Raw genomic sequence first — 14,788 nt, forward strand, 5'->3', positions numbered from 1 at the left:
CAGCGGAACATGCAGCAGCCATGAGCAAGCGCGATTACTACGAAGTGCTGGGCGTGTCGCGCAGCGCCAGCGAAGCCGAACTGAAGGTGGCCTACCGGCGTGCCGCCGCGCGCCATCACCCGGACCGCAACCCGGACAACGTGGCCGAAGCCGAGGCCGCGTTCAAGGAATGCAAGGAAGCCTATGAAGTGCTGTCCGATGCCGGCAAGCGCCGCGCCTACGACCAGCACGGCCATGCCGCTTTCGAGCACGGCATGGGTGGCGGCGCCGGGCCGGGTTTCCATGATGTCGGCGACATCTTCGGTGACATCTTCGGCAACATCTTCGGTGCCGGCATGGGTGCGCAGCGGCCACGCCGTGGCGCCGATGTCGGTTATCGGCTCGATCTCGACCTCGAGGAAGCGGTGGCCGGGGCCAGCAAGACCATCGAGCTGCCGACGCTGGCCGAATGCGGCAGCTGTGACGGCTCGGGCTCGGAGGACGGGCGGCTGGAGACCTGCGGCCAGTGCGCCGGCCACGGCCAGGTGGTGATGCAGCGCGGCCCGTTCCGCATGCAGCAGACCTGTCCGCAATGCATGGGGCGCGGCCAGGTCATCGCCACCCCGTGCAAGACGTGCCACGGCAATGGCCGGGTGCAGGAGGAAAAGAAGCTGGAAGTCGAGATTCCGGCCGGGGTCGACACTGGCGATCGCATCCGTCTGGCCGGGGAGGGCGAGGCGGGCCCGCCGGGCAGCGCGCCGGGCGATCTCTATGTCGAGGTGCGGGTGCGCCCGCACGCGATCTTCACCCGCGAGGGCGATGACCTGCACTGCGAAGTGCCGATCCGCATTTCCCAGGCTGCGCTCGGCGACAGCGTGCGCGTGCCGACGCTCAACGGCGAGGCGGAAATCCGCATTCCCGCCGAAACCCAGAGCGGCAAGGTGTTCCGCCTGCGCGGCAAGGGCGTGAAGTCGGTGCGCAGTCGCCACGAAGGCGACCTGTATTGCACCGCGATCGTGGAAACGCCGGTCAACCTGACCAGCGAGCAGCGCGAGTTGCTGGAGAAATTCGAGGCCACCTTCGTCGGCGAAGGCGCGCGTCGGCATTCGCCGCGGCACAGCACCTTCATCGACGGGGTCAGGGGGTTCTGGGATCGCCTGACCGGCTGAAGCGGCGATCGCGCCTGAACTGAGCGCGATCAACATGGCCGTGACATGGGCGCGCTATGGTGGCGACATCCCCGTCGCACGAGGAGCGCCCGATGTCCCCCCGTATCCTGCGTCCCGCCCTGCTGGCCTCCGCCCTGGCCATGGCCGCACTCGGTTGCGAGCGCAGTCCCTCCGGACAGGAGGCTGCCCCCGCGCCTGCACAGGCACCGGCGTCGTCACCCGCAACCGCTGCCGAAGCCGATGGACCCGAATCCGAGCTGTTGATGCGCGCCCGCGCCCTGTTCAAGGCGGTGCCCGACAGCGCACCCGAACTGCCGGGCAACCCGCTGAGCGATGAAAAGATCGCGCTCGGCAAGATGCTGTATTTCGATGGCCGTCTGTCCTCCAGCGGCGTGATCAGCTGCAACTCCTGCCACAACCTCGGCATGGGCGGCATCGACGGCGTGCCGACCTCGATCGGCCACGGCTTTGCCAAGGGCCCGCGCAACGCGCCCACGGTCTACAACGCGGTATTCAACGTCGCCCAGTTCTGGGATGGCCGTGCGGTCGATCTCAAGGAGCAGGCGATGGGCCCGGTGCAGGCGGCGGTGGAGATGAACGCCAAGCCGGACGAGGTGGTGGCGACGCTGAGGAGCATGCCGGGCTACGTGGACGCCTTCAAGGCCGCATTCCCCGGCGATGGCGATGCGATCACCTTCGAGAACATGGCCGCCGCGATCGAAGCCTTCGAGGCCACCCTGGTCACGCCGGGCGCGCCGTTCGATGAGTTCCTCGCCGGCAAGGCCGATGCGCTCAGCGCCGGGCAGCAGGAAGGCTTGCGCCTGTTCATGGACAAGGGCTGCAGTGCCTGCCATGCCGGGGTCAATTTCGGCGGCCAGGCGTATTACCCGTTCGGGGTGTTCAACAAGCCCGATGGTGCAGTGCGCCCCGAGGGCGATCTGGGCCGCTTCGGGGTGACCGAGTCCAAGACCGACGAATACGTGTTCCGCGCCGCACCGTTGCGCAACATCGCGCTGACCGCGCCGTATTTCCACTCCGGCGCGGTATGGAGTCTGCGCGATGCGGTCAGGATCATGGGCGACTCGCAACTCGGCGCGACGCTGAGCGAGGACGAAGTGGACAAGATCCACGAATTCCTGCTCAGCCTGACCGGGCGCATGCCGCAGGTGGAGTACCCGCAACTGCCGCAGCGCAGCGACGCCACGCCGCCGCCTCCGGGCTACTGATGCGGGTGGATGCGGGTCGCTATGATGGCGGCCCGCATTACGTAGCCCTGCGAGGGCCGAGCCGATGGCTGCTGCGAATACCGGGGCCGGCTCGCCGGTCCGCCTGCTGATCCATGGTGCGAATGGCCGCATGGGGCGTGCCGTGCTGCGCCTGTGTGGCGAGCGCGACGACTGCGTGGTGGTGGCGGCGATTTCGCGGCGCAAGCCCGGGCAGCGGGTGGTCGATGGCGTGGCCTTCCTCGCCGCCAGCGAGATGCATGCCGCGCCGGCGTTCGACGTCGCGATCGACTTCAGCCTGCCGGAAGCGTTCGATGCAGTGCTTGCCCTGTGCCGCGAGCGCGGCGCCGCGCTGGTGTCCGGCACCACCGGCCTGTCGCCGGCGCAGCAACAGGCGATGCAGGCCGCGAGCGGCGATATCGCCCTGCTGTGGGCGAGCAATTTCAGCCTCGGCGTGGCCTTGCTGCACGAACTGGTCGGCCGCGCCGCGCAGGCCCTGCCGCACTGGGACTGCGACATCGTCGAAATGCACCACCGTGGCAAACGTGATGCGCCTTCCGGCACCGCACTGACCCTCGCCGAAGCCGCTGCGCAGGGCGGGGCGCAGGCACGCATCGCGTCATTGCGCGCGGGCGACATCGTCGGCGAGCACTGCGTTCAGTTCAGTGGCCCCGGCGAGCGCCTGGAGCTGGTGCATCGCGCCGGCAACCGTGACGTGTTCGCGCATGGCGCGCTGCAGGCCGCAGCCTGGCTGGCGAGGAAATCACCCGGATCTTATGCCATGCGCGATCTGCTCGGCACGCAATCCGCACTGGCGTCGACGCACGAAGCCCGCTAGAATTCCGGTTCGCCTGACCCCCTTTTCTCCGGTTGCCTCCGCGCAATCCGGCGATTTCCTGCAACCCGTTTTCCGCCACGCCCGGCGTGGCCCCAGATAGGCGAAGCCCGTGACCGAACCTGCAATCCTCGCGCTCGAAGACGGTACCGTCTTCACGGGCGTTTCCTTTGGCGCGCCCGGACTTTCCGTCGGCGAGGCGGTATTCAACACCGCCATGACCGGCTATCAGGAAGTGCTGACCGATCCATCCTATGCGCGGCAAATCGTCACCCTGACCTATCCGCACATCGGCAATACCGGCATGAGCCCGCAGGACGACGAGGCCGCCAAGGTCTGGGCCGCAGGCTTGGTGGTGCGCGACGTGCCCCGTCGCCCGAGCAATTGGCGCAGCCGCCAGTCGCTGCCCGAATGGATGCGCGAACGCGGCATTTGCGGCGTGGCCGGCATCGACACGCGCAAGCTGACCCGCCTGCTGCGCGAGCGCGGCGCGATGGGCGCGGCGCTGATGGCCGGCGAGGGCATCGATGCCGATGCCGCGATCGAAGCCGCACGCAAGTTCCCCGGCCTCAAGGGCATGGATCTGGCGCAAGTGGTCAGCACCGAGGCGTCCTACGTGTGGAACGAGGGCTCGCTGGACCTGGATCGTGATGCCTTCCAGCGCCCCGGAACACGCTTCAAGGTGGTTGCCTACGACTTCGGCATCAAGGCCAACATCCTGCGCCTGTTGGTGGATCACGGCTGCGAAGTGACCGTGGTGCCGGCACGCACCCCGGCCAGCGAGGTGCTGGCGATGCGGCCCGATGGCGTGTTCCTGTCCAATGGCCCGGGTGACCCGGAACCCTGCGACTACGCGGTCGCCGCGATTCGTGAACTGCTTGCCGCGCGCATGCCGCTGTTCGGCATCTGCCTCGGACACCAGCTGCTCGGCCTTGCAGTCGGCGCACGCACGATGAAGATGGCGCACGGCCACCATGGTGCCAACCACCCGGTGCAGGATCTGGAAACCGGACGGGTGATGATCACCTCGCAGAATCACGGCTTCTGCCTCGACGAGGCCAGCCTGCCGGCCAATGCACGCGCCACCCACCGCTCGCTGTTCGATGGCAGCAACCAGGGCCTGGCACTGCAGGATGCACCGGCCTACGGCTTCCAGGGCCACCCGGAAGCCTCGCCCGGCCCGCATGACGTCGGTGCGCTGTTCGAGCGTTTCATCACCATGATGGCCGGCGAAGCGCGGGCATGAGCACGACCGCCCCCGCATCCGGTTGCCGGCAAGTCCGCCGCAGTCGGCACGTGCAACCCTGACCCTTCTCCTCCACGGCCTTCGCGGCCCTGCTTCCTGGCACCCAAGTCCATGCCCAAACGCACCGACATCCAGACCATCCTCATCATCGGCGCCGGTCCGATCGTCATCGGCCAAGCCTGCGAGTTCGACTACTCCGGCGCGCAGGCCTGCAAGGCCCTGCGCGAAGAGGGCTACCGCGTGGTGCTGGTCAATTCCAACCCGGCCACGATCATGACCGACCCGGACATGGCCGACGCGGTCTACATCGAGCCGATCAACTGGAAGTCGGTGGAAAAGATCATCGCCAAGGAAAAGCCCGATGCGCTGCTGCCGACCATGGGCGGGCAGACCGCGCTCAACTGCGCGCTGGACCTGGCCGACCACGGCGTGCTCGAGCAATACGGGGTGGAGCTGATCGGCGCCAGCCGCGATGCGATCCGCATGGCCGAGGACCGCGAACTGTTCCGCGTGGCGATGGAGGAAATCGGTCTTGAATGCCCCAAGGCCGAAGTCGCGCGCAGCTTCGAGCAGGCGCTGGAAATCCAGGCCAAGGTCGGCTATCCCACCATCATCCGGCCCAGCTTCACCCTCGGCGGCAGCGGTGGCGGCATCGCCTACAACCGCGAGGAGTTCGAGGAGATCGCCAAGCGCGGGCTCGAACTCTCGCCGGTCGGCGAGATCCTGGTCGAGGAATCGGTGCTCGGCTGGAAGGAGTTCGAGATGGAGGTGGTGCGCGACTGTGCGGACAACTGCATCATCGTGTGCTCGATCGAGAACCTCGACCCGATGGGCGTGCACACCGGCGACTCGATCACCGTGGCGCCGGCGCAGACCCTGACCGACAAGGAATACCAGCGCCTGCGCAATGCCTCGATTGCGGTGCTGCGCAAGATCGGCGTGGATACCGGCGGCTCCAACGTGCAGTTCGGCATCAATGCCGAAACCGGGCGCGTGGTGGTGATCGAAATGAATCCGCGGGTATCGCGTTCCTCGGCGCTGGCGTCCAAGGCGACCGGCTTCCCGATCGCCAAGATCGCCGCCAAGCTGGCGGTCGGCTACACCCTCGACGAATTGAAGAACGACATCACCGGCGGGCTGACCCCGGCCAGCTTCGAGCCGGCGATCGACTACGTGGTGACCAAGATCCCGCGTTTCGCGTTCGAGAAGTTCCCCGCCGCGGATTCGCGCCTGACCACGCAGATGAAGTCGGTGGGCGAGGTGATGGCGATCGGCCGCACCTTCCAGGAATCGCTGCAGAAGGCGCTGCGCGGGCTGGAAATCGGCAAGGCGGGACTGGATCCGACCGGGCTGGACTGGAACGACGAGCATGATCTGGCGCGCCTCAAGCGCGAGGTCAAGGAGCCCGGCCCCGAGCGCGTGTTCCATCTGGCCGATGCCTTCCGCGCCGGGCTTGACGTGGACGAGGTGCATGCGCTCTCGCGCGTGGATCACTGGTTCCTCGACCAGATCGAGGAATTGATCGATGCCGAGACACGCATCGCCGCAGGCGGGCTGGCCGCGCTGGATGCCGACAGCCTGCGCGGCTACAAGCGCATGGGTTTTTCCGACGCGCGCATCGCCGAGCTGGTCGGCACCAACGAGGCGGCGATCCGCGCCCTGCGCCGCGGTTTCGGCATCCGCCCGGTGTACAAGCGGGTGGACTCGTGCGCCGCCGAATTCGCCACCACCACCGCCTATCTGTATTCGACCTACGAGGACGAGTGCGAGGCCGCCCCGAGCGAGCGCGAAAAGATCATCGTGCTCGGTGGCGGCCCCAATCGCATCGGCCAGGGCATCGAGTTCGACTACTGCTGCGTGCACGCGGCACTGGCGCTGCGCGAGGATGGCTATGAAACCATCATGGTCAACTGCAACCCGGAAACGGTAAGCACCGACTACGACACCTCCGACCGCCTGTATTTCGAGCCGCTGACGCTGGAGGACGTGCTCGAAATCATCGAGCTGGAGAAGCCGCGTGGCGTGATCGTGCAGTACGGCGGGCAGACGCCGCTCAAGCTCGCCCGCGCGCTGGAGGCCGCCGGTGCGCCGATCATCGGCACCTCACCCGATTCGATCGACCTCGCCGAGGATCGCGAGCGCTTCCAGAAGCTGGTCGACGAGCTTGGCCTCAAGCAGCCGCCGAACCGCACCGCGCGCAGTGCCGAGGAAGCCTTGGTGCTGGCGCGCGAGATCGGCTACCCGTTGGTGGTGCGCCCGAGCTACGTGCTCGGCGGGCGCGCGATGGAAGTGGTGCACGCCGATGCCGACCTGGAGCGCTACATGCGCGAGGCGGTCAAGGTGAGCAACGATTCGCCGGTGCTGCTCGATCGCTTCCTCGACAATGCGGTCGAAGTGGACATCGACGTGATTGCCGACCGCGAGGGCGAGGTGCTGATCGGTGGGGTGATGGAGCACATCGAGGAAGCCGGCGTGCACTCGGGTGATTCCTCCTGCTCGCTGCCACCGTATTCGCTCTCGCCCAAGGTGCAGCAGGCGCTGCGCGAGCAGGTGGTGGCACTGGCCCGTGCACTCAAGGTGGTGGGCCTGATGAACACCCAGTTCGCGATCCAGATGGACGATGACGGCGGCCACGTGGTCTACCTGCTGGAGGTCAACCCGCGCGCCTCGCGCACGGTGCCGTTCGTGTCCAAGGCGATCGGCCGCCCGCTGGCCAAGATCGCCGCGCGCTGCATGGCCGGGCGCACGCTGGCCGAGCAGGGCGCCAGCGAGGAAATCGTGCCCGACTATTACTCGGTGAAGGAGGCGGTGTTCCCGTTCGCCAAGTTCCAGGGCGTGGACCCGATCCTGGGGCCGGAAATGCGTTCCACCGGTGAAGTGATGGGCGTGGGGCGCAGCTTCGGTGCCGCCTTCGCACGCGCCGAGGAAGCGGCCAACATCCGCGCGCCCAAGCCCGGCCGTGCCTTCGTTTCGGTGCGCGATCCGGACAAGCAACGACTGAAGCCGGTGGCGCAGGAACTCCTGCGGCGCGGCTTCGAGCTGGTCGCCACCCGCGGCACCGCCAAATGGCTGCAGGAAAACGGCATCGAGTGTGCGGTCATCAACAAGGTGATCGAGGGCCGCCCGCATGTCGTCGACCTGATCAAGAACGGCGAGATCACCTATATCGTCAACACCACCGAGGGCAAGCAGGCGATCAGTGATTCGTTCTCGATCCGCCGCGAAGCCCTGCAACAACGCATCACCTATTCGACCACCATCGCCGGGGCCAAGGCGCTGCTGCATTCGCTGGATTTCCGCGACAGCGGCCCAGTCTGGTCCCTGCAGGAATTGCACAAGGAGCTGCACCAGGCATGAGCCATCCCCCCATGACCGCCGCCGGCGCCGCGCGCCTGCGCGCCGAACTGGAAGAATTGAAATCGGTCCAGCGCCCCGCGGTGATCGCGGCCATCGCCGAGGCGCGCAGCCACGGCGATCTCAAGGAGAACGCCGAGTACCATGCCGCGCGCGAGCAGCAGGGCTTCATCGAGGGCCGCATCCGGCAGCTCGAGGGCGAACTCTCGCATGCACAGATCATCGACGTCAGCCGGCTCGCCGCCGGCGACAAGGTGGTGTTCGGTGCCACCGTGGAGTTGATCGACCTCGATACCGATGAGGTCAGCCACTACCAGATCGTGGGTGACCTGGAAGCGGACATCAAGCAGCGCCGCATCGCCATCTCGTCGCCGATGGCGCGCGCCCTGATCGGCAAGCACGAGGGCGACGAAGTGACGCTCGAAGCGCCGGGCGGCACGCGCGAGTTCGAGATCGTCGGCGTGCGCTACGTCTGATCGCCTAGTCTTGAACGCGTCCCGCGCCACCGTGCTGCTGCCCGCGTCGGCCAGCTTCGGCGCACAACGCCTGCTGCCCGCGGTTGCACGCCGGCTGGGGCAGGCGCTGCCGGCGGTGGTCGAGCCGGGACGCCGCGCGCAGTTGCGTCGCCGGTTCAAGCTGGCCGATACGCAGTGGCCGCTGGCCGCGCTGTCGCGTCAGGGCGAGCATGGCGATGCCGGTGATGCGCCGTGGCTGCGTGCCGACCCGGCGTGGATGCTGGCCGACATCAACGGCGTGCGCCTGATGACGGTGGGCGAGGGGCTGGGCCTGGACGCCGCCGAAGTGGAAGAACTGGCGCCGATGCTGGCGGAAATGTTCGCCCAGGCCGGCATGCAGTTCGACTGGCCGCACCCTGCGCGGGCCTGGCTACGCCTGCCGGGCGATGCCGCATTGCCGCAGTTCAGCGATCCTGCCGATGCCCTCGGTGCCGACGTGTTCGATCACACCGATACCGGCGATGCCGCGCGCCAGTGGCGCACGCTGGCCGGCGAGGCGCAGATGCTGCTGCATGCGCATCCACTCAACCGGCGACGCACGGCACGCGGCTTGCCACCGGTCAATGCACTGTGGTTCTGGGGCGCGGGCCGGTTGCCGCACGATGAAGTGCAGACAGCACATGCGGTATTCGATGCCGTGTCCGGCAACGACCCCAGCCTGGCTGCACTGGCGGCGGCCGCGGGCACGCCGGTGACGGCGCTTGCGGATGCCTACACGGTTGGTTCCGGCCGGCAGTTGATCGATCTTGCCGCCATCCGCGATTTGCGCCAGTTGCAGCAGGCCTGGCTGCAACCGGCGCTGCAGGCGCTCGATCGCGGCGTGCTGGATGCACTCACCCTCGATTTCGCCGATGGCCATGTGCTCGAACTTCGCCGTGGCCAGCGCTGGCGCTTCTGGCGGGCGCCGCTGCCATGGCCGTGGCCGGAATGACGCCGCGCATCGTTCGTCGTCAGGTCGAAACCGAAGGCGAGTGGCCGGCGTCGCTGCCGCCGCTGCTGCGCCGCATTTTCGCCGCACGCGGCGCACTCGATCTCGACAGCGCGCAGCCGCGCCTGGCCACCTTGCCGCCGCCCGACGACCTCGCCGGCGTCGATGCCGCCTGCCACCTGTTGGCCGATGCCATCGCGCGCGATGCACGGATCATGGTGGTCGCCGATTTCGATTGCGATGGCGCCACCGGCTGCGCCGTGGCGATGCGCGGGCTCGCGATGCTCGGCGCGCGCAACCTCGGCTTCGCGGTGCCCGACCGGCAGCGCCACGGCTACGGCCTGTCGCCGGCACTGGTCGAGGAGCTTGCCGCGCAATCACCCGATCTGCTGCTCACGGTCGATCATGGCATCGCCTGCCTGCGCGGCGTGGCTGCGGCACGCCAGCGCGGCTGGCAAGTGGTGGTCAGCGACCATCACCTGCCCGGCGAGGAGCTGCCGCCGGCCGATGCCATCGTCAATCCCAACCAGCCCGGTTGCGCGTTCCCGTCCAAGGCGTTGGCCGGTGTCGGCGTGGTGTTCTACCTGCTGCTGGCACTGCGCGCCCACTTGCGCGGTCAGGGCAGTGCCGTCGCGGCCACTGCGGATCTTTCCACGCTGCTTGACCTGGTCGCGGTGGGCAGCGTGGCCGACATGGTGCCGATGGATGTCGCCAACCGCGCGCTGGTCGGTGCCGGCCTGCGCCGCATCCGCAATGGCCAGGCCTGCGCCGGCATCAATGCCCTGATCGACGTCTCTGGCCGGCGCCGCGAAACCCTCGGCACCGCCGATATCGGGTTCGCCATCGCACCGCGCATCAATGCCGCGGGCCGGCTCGAGGACATGACCCTCGGCATCGCCTGCCTGCTCAGCGATGCACCGGAGACGGCTGGTGAACTGGCGGCGATGCTGGATGGGATCAACCGCGAGCGGCGCGGCCTGCAGGACGACATGCTCGAGGATGCCGAACGCATCGTGGCCGGACTCGAGCTTGGCACCGCCACATCGCGTCCCGCGCTGTGCCTGCACCAGCCGCATTGGCATCCGGGCGTGGTCGGACTGGTTGCCTCGCGGCTCAAGGACCGGCTGCACCGGCCGGTGATCGCCTTCGCGCCGAGTGAACCCGGCAGCGACGAGCTGCGCGGCTCGGCGCGCTCGATCCCCGGCTTCCATGTGCGCGACGCGCTGGCCCGCGTCGATGCCCTGCATCCGGGCCTCATCACCCGTTTCGGCGGCCACGCCATGGCCGCCGGCCTCAGCCTGCCCGTGGCGCGGCTCGCGGCCTTCGATGCCGCCTTCCTCGCCTGTGCCGAAGCCGCGCTGCAGCCGCACCAGCTGCAGCAGGAAATCCTCAGCGACGGCGAGCTGGCCGCCGACGAATTCGACATCCGCTACGCGTTGTTGCTGCGCGATGCCGCGGCCTGGGGCCAGCATTTCCCCGAGCCCGTGTTCGATGGCGAGTTCGAGCTGCTGTCCTGGCGCCCGGTGGGACAGAACCACCTCAAGCTGGAGCTGGTGGCGCATGGCCGCAGGCTCAATGCGATCCAGTTCGGCGGCTGGCAGGGCGAGGAACCGCCCGCCCGCCTGCACATCGCCTATCGCCTGGTACCCGACGACTGGCGTGGCGGCGACGCGGTGCAGCTGATCGTGCTGCACCGGCAAGCGGCCTGACCTGCGGGCGGCAAGCCTGCTTGCCATCGCCGCCGTTTCAGCTGCGCAACCCACGCGATGAGTGATCATCGCGCACGCCGCGCTGCCACCACGAGCTTGATCGCGCGGCATCGGGCAGGGGGCCGAGCCCGAACAAGGGCCGCAGCCACCGCGAGCGCCGAATCACCAGCGCGTGCAGCGCCAGACAGCCGGCAAAGGTCGCGATCACGACCAGCAACGGTTCCAGCACGGGGCCGAGTTGATGCGGGATCAGCCACCAGGCGACCAGCACCAGCAGGCTCTGGTGCAGGATGTAGCAGGGATAGACCGCTTCGCTCGCCCATGGCAGCCAGCGGAACGGTCGATCCAGATGCACGCTGGCCCAGCCGAAGATCGCCAGCAGTGCGGTACAGGTGTAGACCGCACGGGCGGCGCGTTCGATCAATGTCCACGGCACCTGCCACGCCCAAGCGGGCACCTCACCCGGTGGCAGCAGGCGTGCGGCGGCACGCAAGCCCAGTTCGAGGCTGATCGCCAGCACGGCCAGTGCCAGCAGCGCCCAGCGCCAGCGACGCAGCGCTTGCCGGAAGCGGGGTTCGCAGGCCACCCGCCAGCCGGCCAGGAAACAGGCGAAGTAGATGGCGTGCGCCGCCCAGTCGCCGAGCAGCGCATGGGTTTCCGGGAACAGCGGCTGCAGCCACCACAGGCATGCCAGCAACCAGCCGCTGCCGAGCACCAGCCACAGCACCAGCGGGCGCGCCAGCAACCCGTCGCGCAGGCGCAGCAGCGGGGCGGTGTCCAGCAACGGACGCAGCAGCAGCAACAGCATCGTGTAGCACCACAGGTACGGCAGGTACCACAGGTGATTCCAGGTGATGCCGTAACGCGCGCCGCTGAAGGCATCATCCGGCCATGGCTGCAACTGCAGGTAGCGCCACCAGAAGCGCAGGTAACCCGGTTCGATCGCGCCACGCGTCAGCGCCTCCAGATACGGCTGCACCGGCACGATCACCAGCATGCCGAACAACAGCGGCAGCAGCAGGCGCCAGCTGCGGCGTGCCGCCCAGTGCCAGGCGGAGGCATGCCGCGCCTGCATCGCCAGCGCGATGGCGATGCCGGAAATCATGAACAGCAATGGCATCCGCCAGCGGTTGAGCACGATGCGCGCCCACTCGATCCAGCCGAACTGCTGGCCGCTGACGATGTGGAAGTCCGAATCACGCTGCCACACGCCACTGGCGTGGTAGAGGATCAGCAAGGCGAATGCGATGACGCGCAATGCATCGATGTCATGGCGACGCGGGTCTTGCGGAGGATTGTGGATCGACATGGTTGCAGCATCCGCCGCAACGGCGGGCGAAGCCATGCCGATGTGTGCATCCGCGCCGGAAAAGTGACCGGCCGCGGGCCTGCAGTGACGAATCGCCGCACGAACGCCACCGGTTTTCCTAAACTTCTGCCGAATGGAGCATCCAGCGACCCCATCCACGCAGCGGCAGCGGATCATGGCGGCAGCCTTGTGGGTCGCCGTGTTCGTGCTGGGTGCATCGAGCAATGTGCTGACCGCTGCCGTCGACGCCTGGCGCAACGGCAGGCCGTTCGATTGGGGCACCGCGGTCATCGGTCAGGCCACCAGCATTGCCGCCTCGCTGGCCTTGCTGCCGCTGCTGTTGCGGGCGCTGCGCCGCTGGCCGTTGCAATCGGACAACTGGCTGCGCCGGCTGCTGGCGTACCTGCCGGCCAGCATGCTGTGGTCGCTGTTGCACGTGATGGCGATGGTGGCCCTGCGCAAATGGGCGTACGCCGCGATGGGCGGCCATTACGACTATGGTCCCTGGGGTGCCAACCTGCTGTACGAATACGGCAAGGATGCCCGCGACTTCTTCCTGATCGTGACCGCGGTGCATGCGTTCGACTGGTTCCAGCGGCGCCGCCAGGGCGAGGCACGCGTGCTGGACGACCCGGATCCGGGCGTGCCGGCGGTGCCGGAAGCGGCATCCGGGCACCCGACACGCTTCCTGGTGCGCAAGCTCAATCGCGAGTTTCTGCTCGCCGTGGATGACATCGAGTGGCTGCGGGCGAACGGCAATTACGTCAACCTGCACGTCGCCGGGCGCGAGTATCCGTTGCGCAGCACCATGGCCGCCATCGAGAAGCAACTGGATCCGGCGCACTTCATGCGCGTGCATCGCGGAGTGATCGTGCACCTGCGCTTTCTCGCCTCGATCGAACCCACCGACGCCGGCGATGCACGGCTGCACATGCACGATGGCACCGTGTTGCCGTGCAGCCGCAGCCATCGTGAGGCGCTGCGCGCCGCCGCCGCTCAGTCGACCCGGGTCAACGCTTCGCCGTAATGCGCAGCGACATGATCGGTCTTGTCGGACTTGATCTCGTACTGCGGCTTGTCGGGGCTGGCGTGATGGGTGTGGCCCTTGTAGTCGAAGTCGGCGGTATGCACCTTGATGATGCGGCCGCTGACATGACCGGCTTCGGAGTTCCAGCGCACATGGTCGCCGACCTTGAACTTGTGTGTCTTGCCCATGTTGTCTCCCGGTTGCGGATCAACACCGGCAGGATCGCAAGGCAGGCGCGATGACAGGGTCAAACAGCGGCAAGGCATGCCTGCGGCGATGACGCAGGGCAGGGTGGGGGCTACAATATGCGGTCATTTTTCTGTTGCAGCCGAGATCATGGAACTCAATCCTGTCCGAGCACGCATCGACGAGCTGATCGGCCGTCTGGATGCGCTCCGGGGGTTTCTTTGACTACGACGCCAAGAAGGAGCGTCTGGAAGAAGTCGAACGGGAACTGGAAAACCCGGATGTGTGGAACGATGCCGAGCGCGCGCAGGCGCTGGGCCGCGAGCGTGCCTCGCTGGACCGCAACGTCAACGGCATCCGTGAACTGACCGAGGGCCTGACCGGCGCCGGCGAGTTGCTGGAGCTGGCGGAGATGGAAGACGACGAGGAAACCGCCGAGGCGGTGGTCGCCGACATCGACCGCTACCAGAAGGACGTGGAAAAGCTGGAGTTCCAGCGCATGTTCTCCGGCAAGATGGATGCCAACAACGCCTTCGTCGATATCCAGGCCGGTGCCGGCGGTACCGAGGCGCAGGATTGGGCCGAGATGCTGTTGCGCATGTACCTGCGCTGGGCCGAGGATCGCGGCTGGAAGGTGGAGCTGATGGAAGCCTCCGGCGGCGACGTCGCGGGCATCAAATCAGCCACGTTCCGCGTCGAGGGCGAATATGCCTACGGCTGGCTGAAGACCGAAACCGGCGTGCACCGCCTGGTGCGCAAATCGCCGTTCGATTCCGACAACCGCCGCCACACCAGCTTCACCAGCGTGTTCGTCTCGCCCGAAGTCGATGACAGCATCGACATCGTGATCAATCCGGCCGACCTCAAGACCGACGTGTACCGCTCCTCCGGCGCCGGTGGTCAGCACGTCAACAAGACCGAATCGGCGGTGCGCATCACGCACATGCCGACCGGCATCGTGGTGGCCTGCCAGAACGGCCGCAGCCAGCATCAGAACCGCGACACCGCGATGAAGATGCTGGCCGCCAAGCTCTACGAGTTCGAGCTGCAGAAGCGCAATGCCGAGCGCGATGCGGTCGAATCCGGCAAGTCCGACATCGGCTGGGGCAACCAGATCCGCAACTACGTGCTGGATCAGTCGCGGATCAAGGACCTGCGCACCGGCGTGGAGCGCAGCGACACGCAGAACGTGCTCGACGGCGACCTCGACGAGTTCATCGAGGCGAGTCTGAAGTCCGGTCTGGATGCCGGCGCCAAGCGCAGCGACATGGCCTGAGCCTGTCGCCACCGACCTGCCGCATGCGCCGG

At 67.6% G+C, this 14,788-nt stretch carries 12 protein-coding genes; 10 read left to right on the top strand and 2 right to left on the bottom strand.

Features of this window, described 5'->3' with window-relative positions; translation table 11 throughout:
• The first annotated feature begins 20 nt into the window (after nucleotides 1-20).
• The 8 genes from dnaJ to recJ all read left to right on the top strand — a co-directional run bounded on the left by dnaJ (nucleotide 21) and on the right by recJ (nucleotide 10,958).
• On the top strand, nucleotides 21-1,148 hold the full coding sequence (gene dnaJ, locus ACW11F_RS02940) for a molecular chaperone DnaJ (protein WP_456995419.1): 1,128 nt from the start codon (nucleotides 21-23) through the stop codon (nucleotides 1,146-1,148).
• Nucleotides 1,149-1,240: 92 nt separating this feature from the next.
• A complete protein-coding gene (locus ACW11F_RS02945) occupies nucleotides 1,241-2,374 on the top strand; it encodes a cytochrome-c peroxidase (protein ID WP_456995420.1) in 1,134 nt (377 codons plus the stop codon).
• Nucleotides 2,375-2,438: 64 nt separating this feature from the next.
• Complete coding sequence (gene dapB, locus ACW11F_RS02950; RefSeq protein ID WP_456995421.1) at nucleotides 2,439-3,209, top strand: 4-hydroxy-tetrahydrodipicolinate reductase; 771 nt, start codon at nucleotides 2,439-2,441, stop codon at nucleotides 3,207-3,209.
• A 109-nt stretch (nucleotides 3,210-3,318) separates the two neighbouring features.
• Nucleotides 3,319-4,452 (top strand): glutamine-hydrolyzing carbamoyl-phosphate synthase small subunit, encoded by a 1,134-nt coding sequence (gene carA, locus ACW11F_RS02955; RefSeq protein WP_456995422.1) that lies wholly within the window; start codon nucleotides 3,319-3,321, stop codon nucleotides 4,450-4,452.
• Between the two features lie 111 nt (nucleotides 4,453-4,563).
• Nucleotides 4,564-7,809: a carbamoyl-phosphate synthase large subunit gene (carB, locus tag ACW11F_RS02960; protein WP_456995423.1), complete on the top strand. Its 3,246-nt coding sequence runs from the start codon at nucleotides 4,564-4,566 to the stop codon at nucleotides 7,807-7,809.
• Between the two features lie 11 nt (nucleotides 7,810-7,820).
• Complete coding sequence (gene greA, locus ACW11F_RS02965) at nucleotides 7,821-8,282, top strand: transcription elongation factor GreA (protein ID WP_456995874.1); 462 nt, start codon at nucleotides 7,821-7,823, stop codon at nucleotides 8,280-8,282.
• Between the two features lie 10 nt (nucleotides 8,283-8,292).
• Nucleotides 8,293-9,252, top strand: coding sequence for a phosphoglycerate mutase (locus ACW11F_RS02970; protein ID WP_456995424.1), 960 nt, complete (start codon nucleotides 8,293-8,295; stop codon nucleotides 9,250-9,252).
• On the top strand, nucleotides 9,234-10,958 hold the full coding sequence (gene recJ / locus ACW11F_RS02975) for a single-stranded-DNA-specific exonuclease RecJ (RefSeq protein ID WP_456995425.1): 1,725 nt from the start codon (nucleotides 9,234-9,236) through the stop codon (nucleotides 10,956-10,958). The genes ACW11F_RS02970 and recJ overlap by 19 nt, the downstream gene beginning before the upstream one ends.
• A 37-nt stretch (nucleotides 10,959-10,995) precedes the next feature.
• Here recJ and ACW11F_RS02980 read toward each other — a convergent pair whose 3' ends face one another.
• Complete coding sequence (locus tag ACW11F_RS02980) at nucleotides 10,996-12,267, bottom strand: acyltransferase family protein (protein WP_456995426.1); 1,272 nt, start codon at nucleotides 12,265-12,267, stop codon at nucleotides 10,996-10,998.
• A gap of 175 nt (nucleotides 12,268-12,442) precedes the next feature.
• On the opposite strand from ACW11F_RS02980, the gene ACW11F_RS02985 reads away from it, so the two are divergent.
• A complete protein-coding gene (locus tag ACW11F_RS02985) occupies nucleotides 12,443-13,294 on the top strand; it encodes a LytTR family DNA-binding domain-containing protein (RefSeq protein WP_456995427.1) in 852 nt (283 codons plus the stop codon).
• On the opposite strand, the gene ACW11F_RS02990 is transcribed toward ACW11F_RS02985, so the two are convergent.
• Nucleotides 13,264-13,482, bottom strand: coding sequence for a DUF2945 domain-containing protein (locus ACW11F_RS02990; protein WP_456995428.1), 219 nt, complete (start codon nucleotides 13,480-13,482; stop codon nucleotides 13,264-13,266). The two genes, ACW11F_RS02985 and ACW11F_RS02990, sit on opposite strands and share 31 nt — an antisense overlap.
• A gap of 148 nt (nucleotides 13,483-13,630) precedes the next feature.
• Between ACW11F_RS02990 and prfB the strand changes: the two genes are divergently transcribed.
• A protein-coding gene (prfB, locus tag ACW11F_RS02995; protein ID WP_456995429.1) for a peptide chain release factor 2 occupies nucleotides 13,631-14,756 on the top strand; the annotation gives its coding sequence in 2 pieces (ribosomal slippage) (nucleotides 13,631-13,702 and nucleotides 13,704-14,756; 1,125 coding nt in all).
• The last annotated feature ends 32 nt before the right edge of the window (nucleotides 14,757-14,788 follow it).

Source organism: Luteimonas sp. e5, assembly GCF_054031035.1.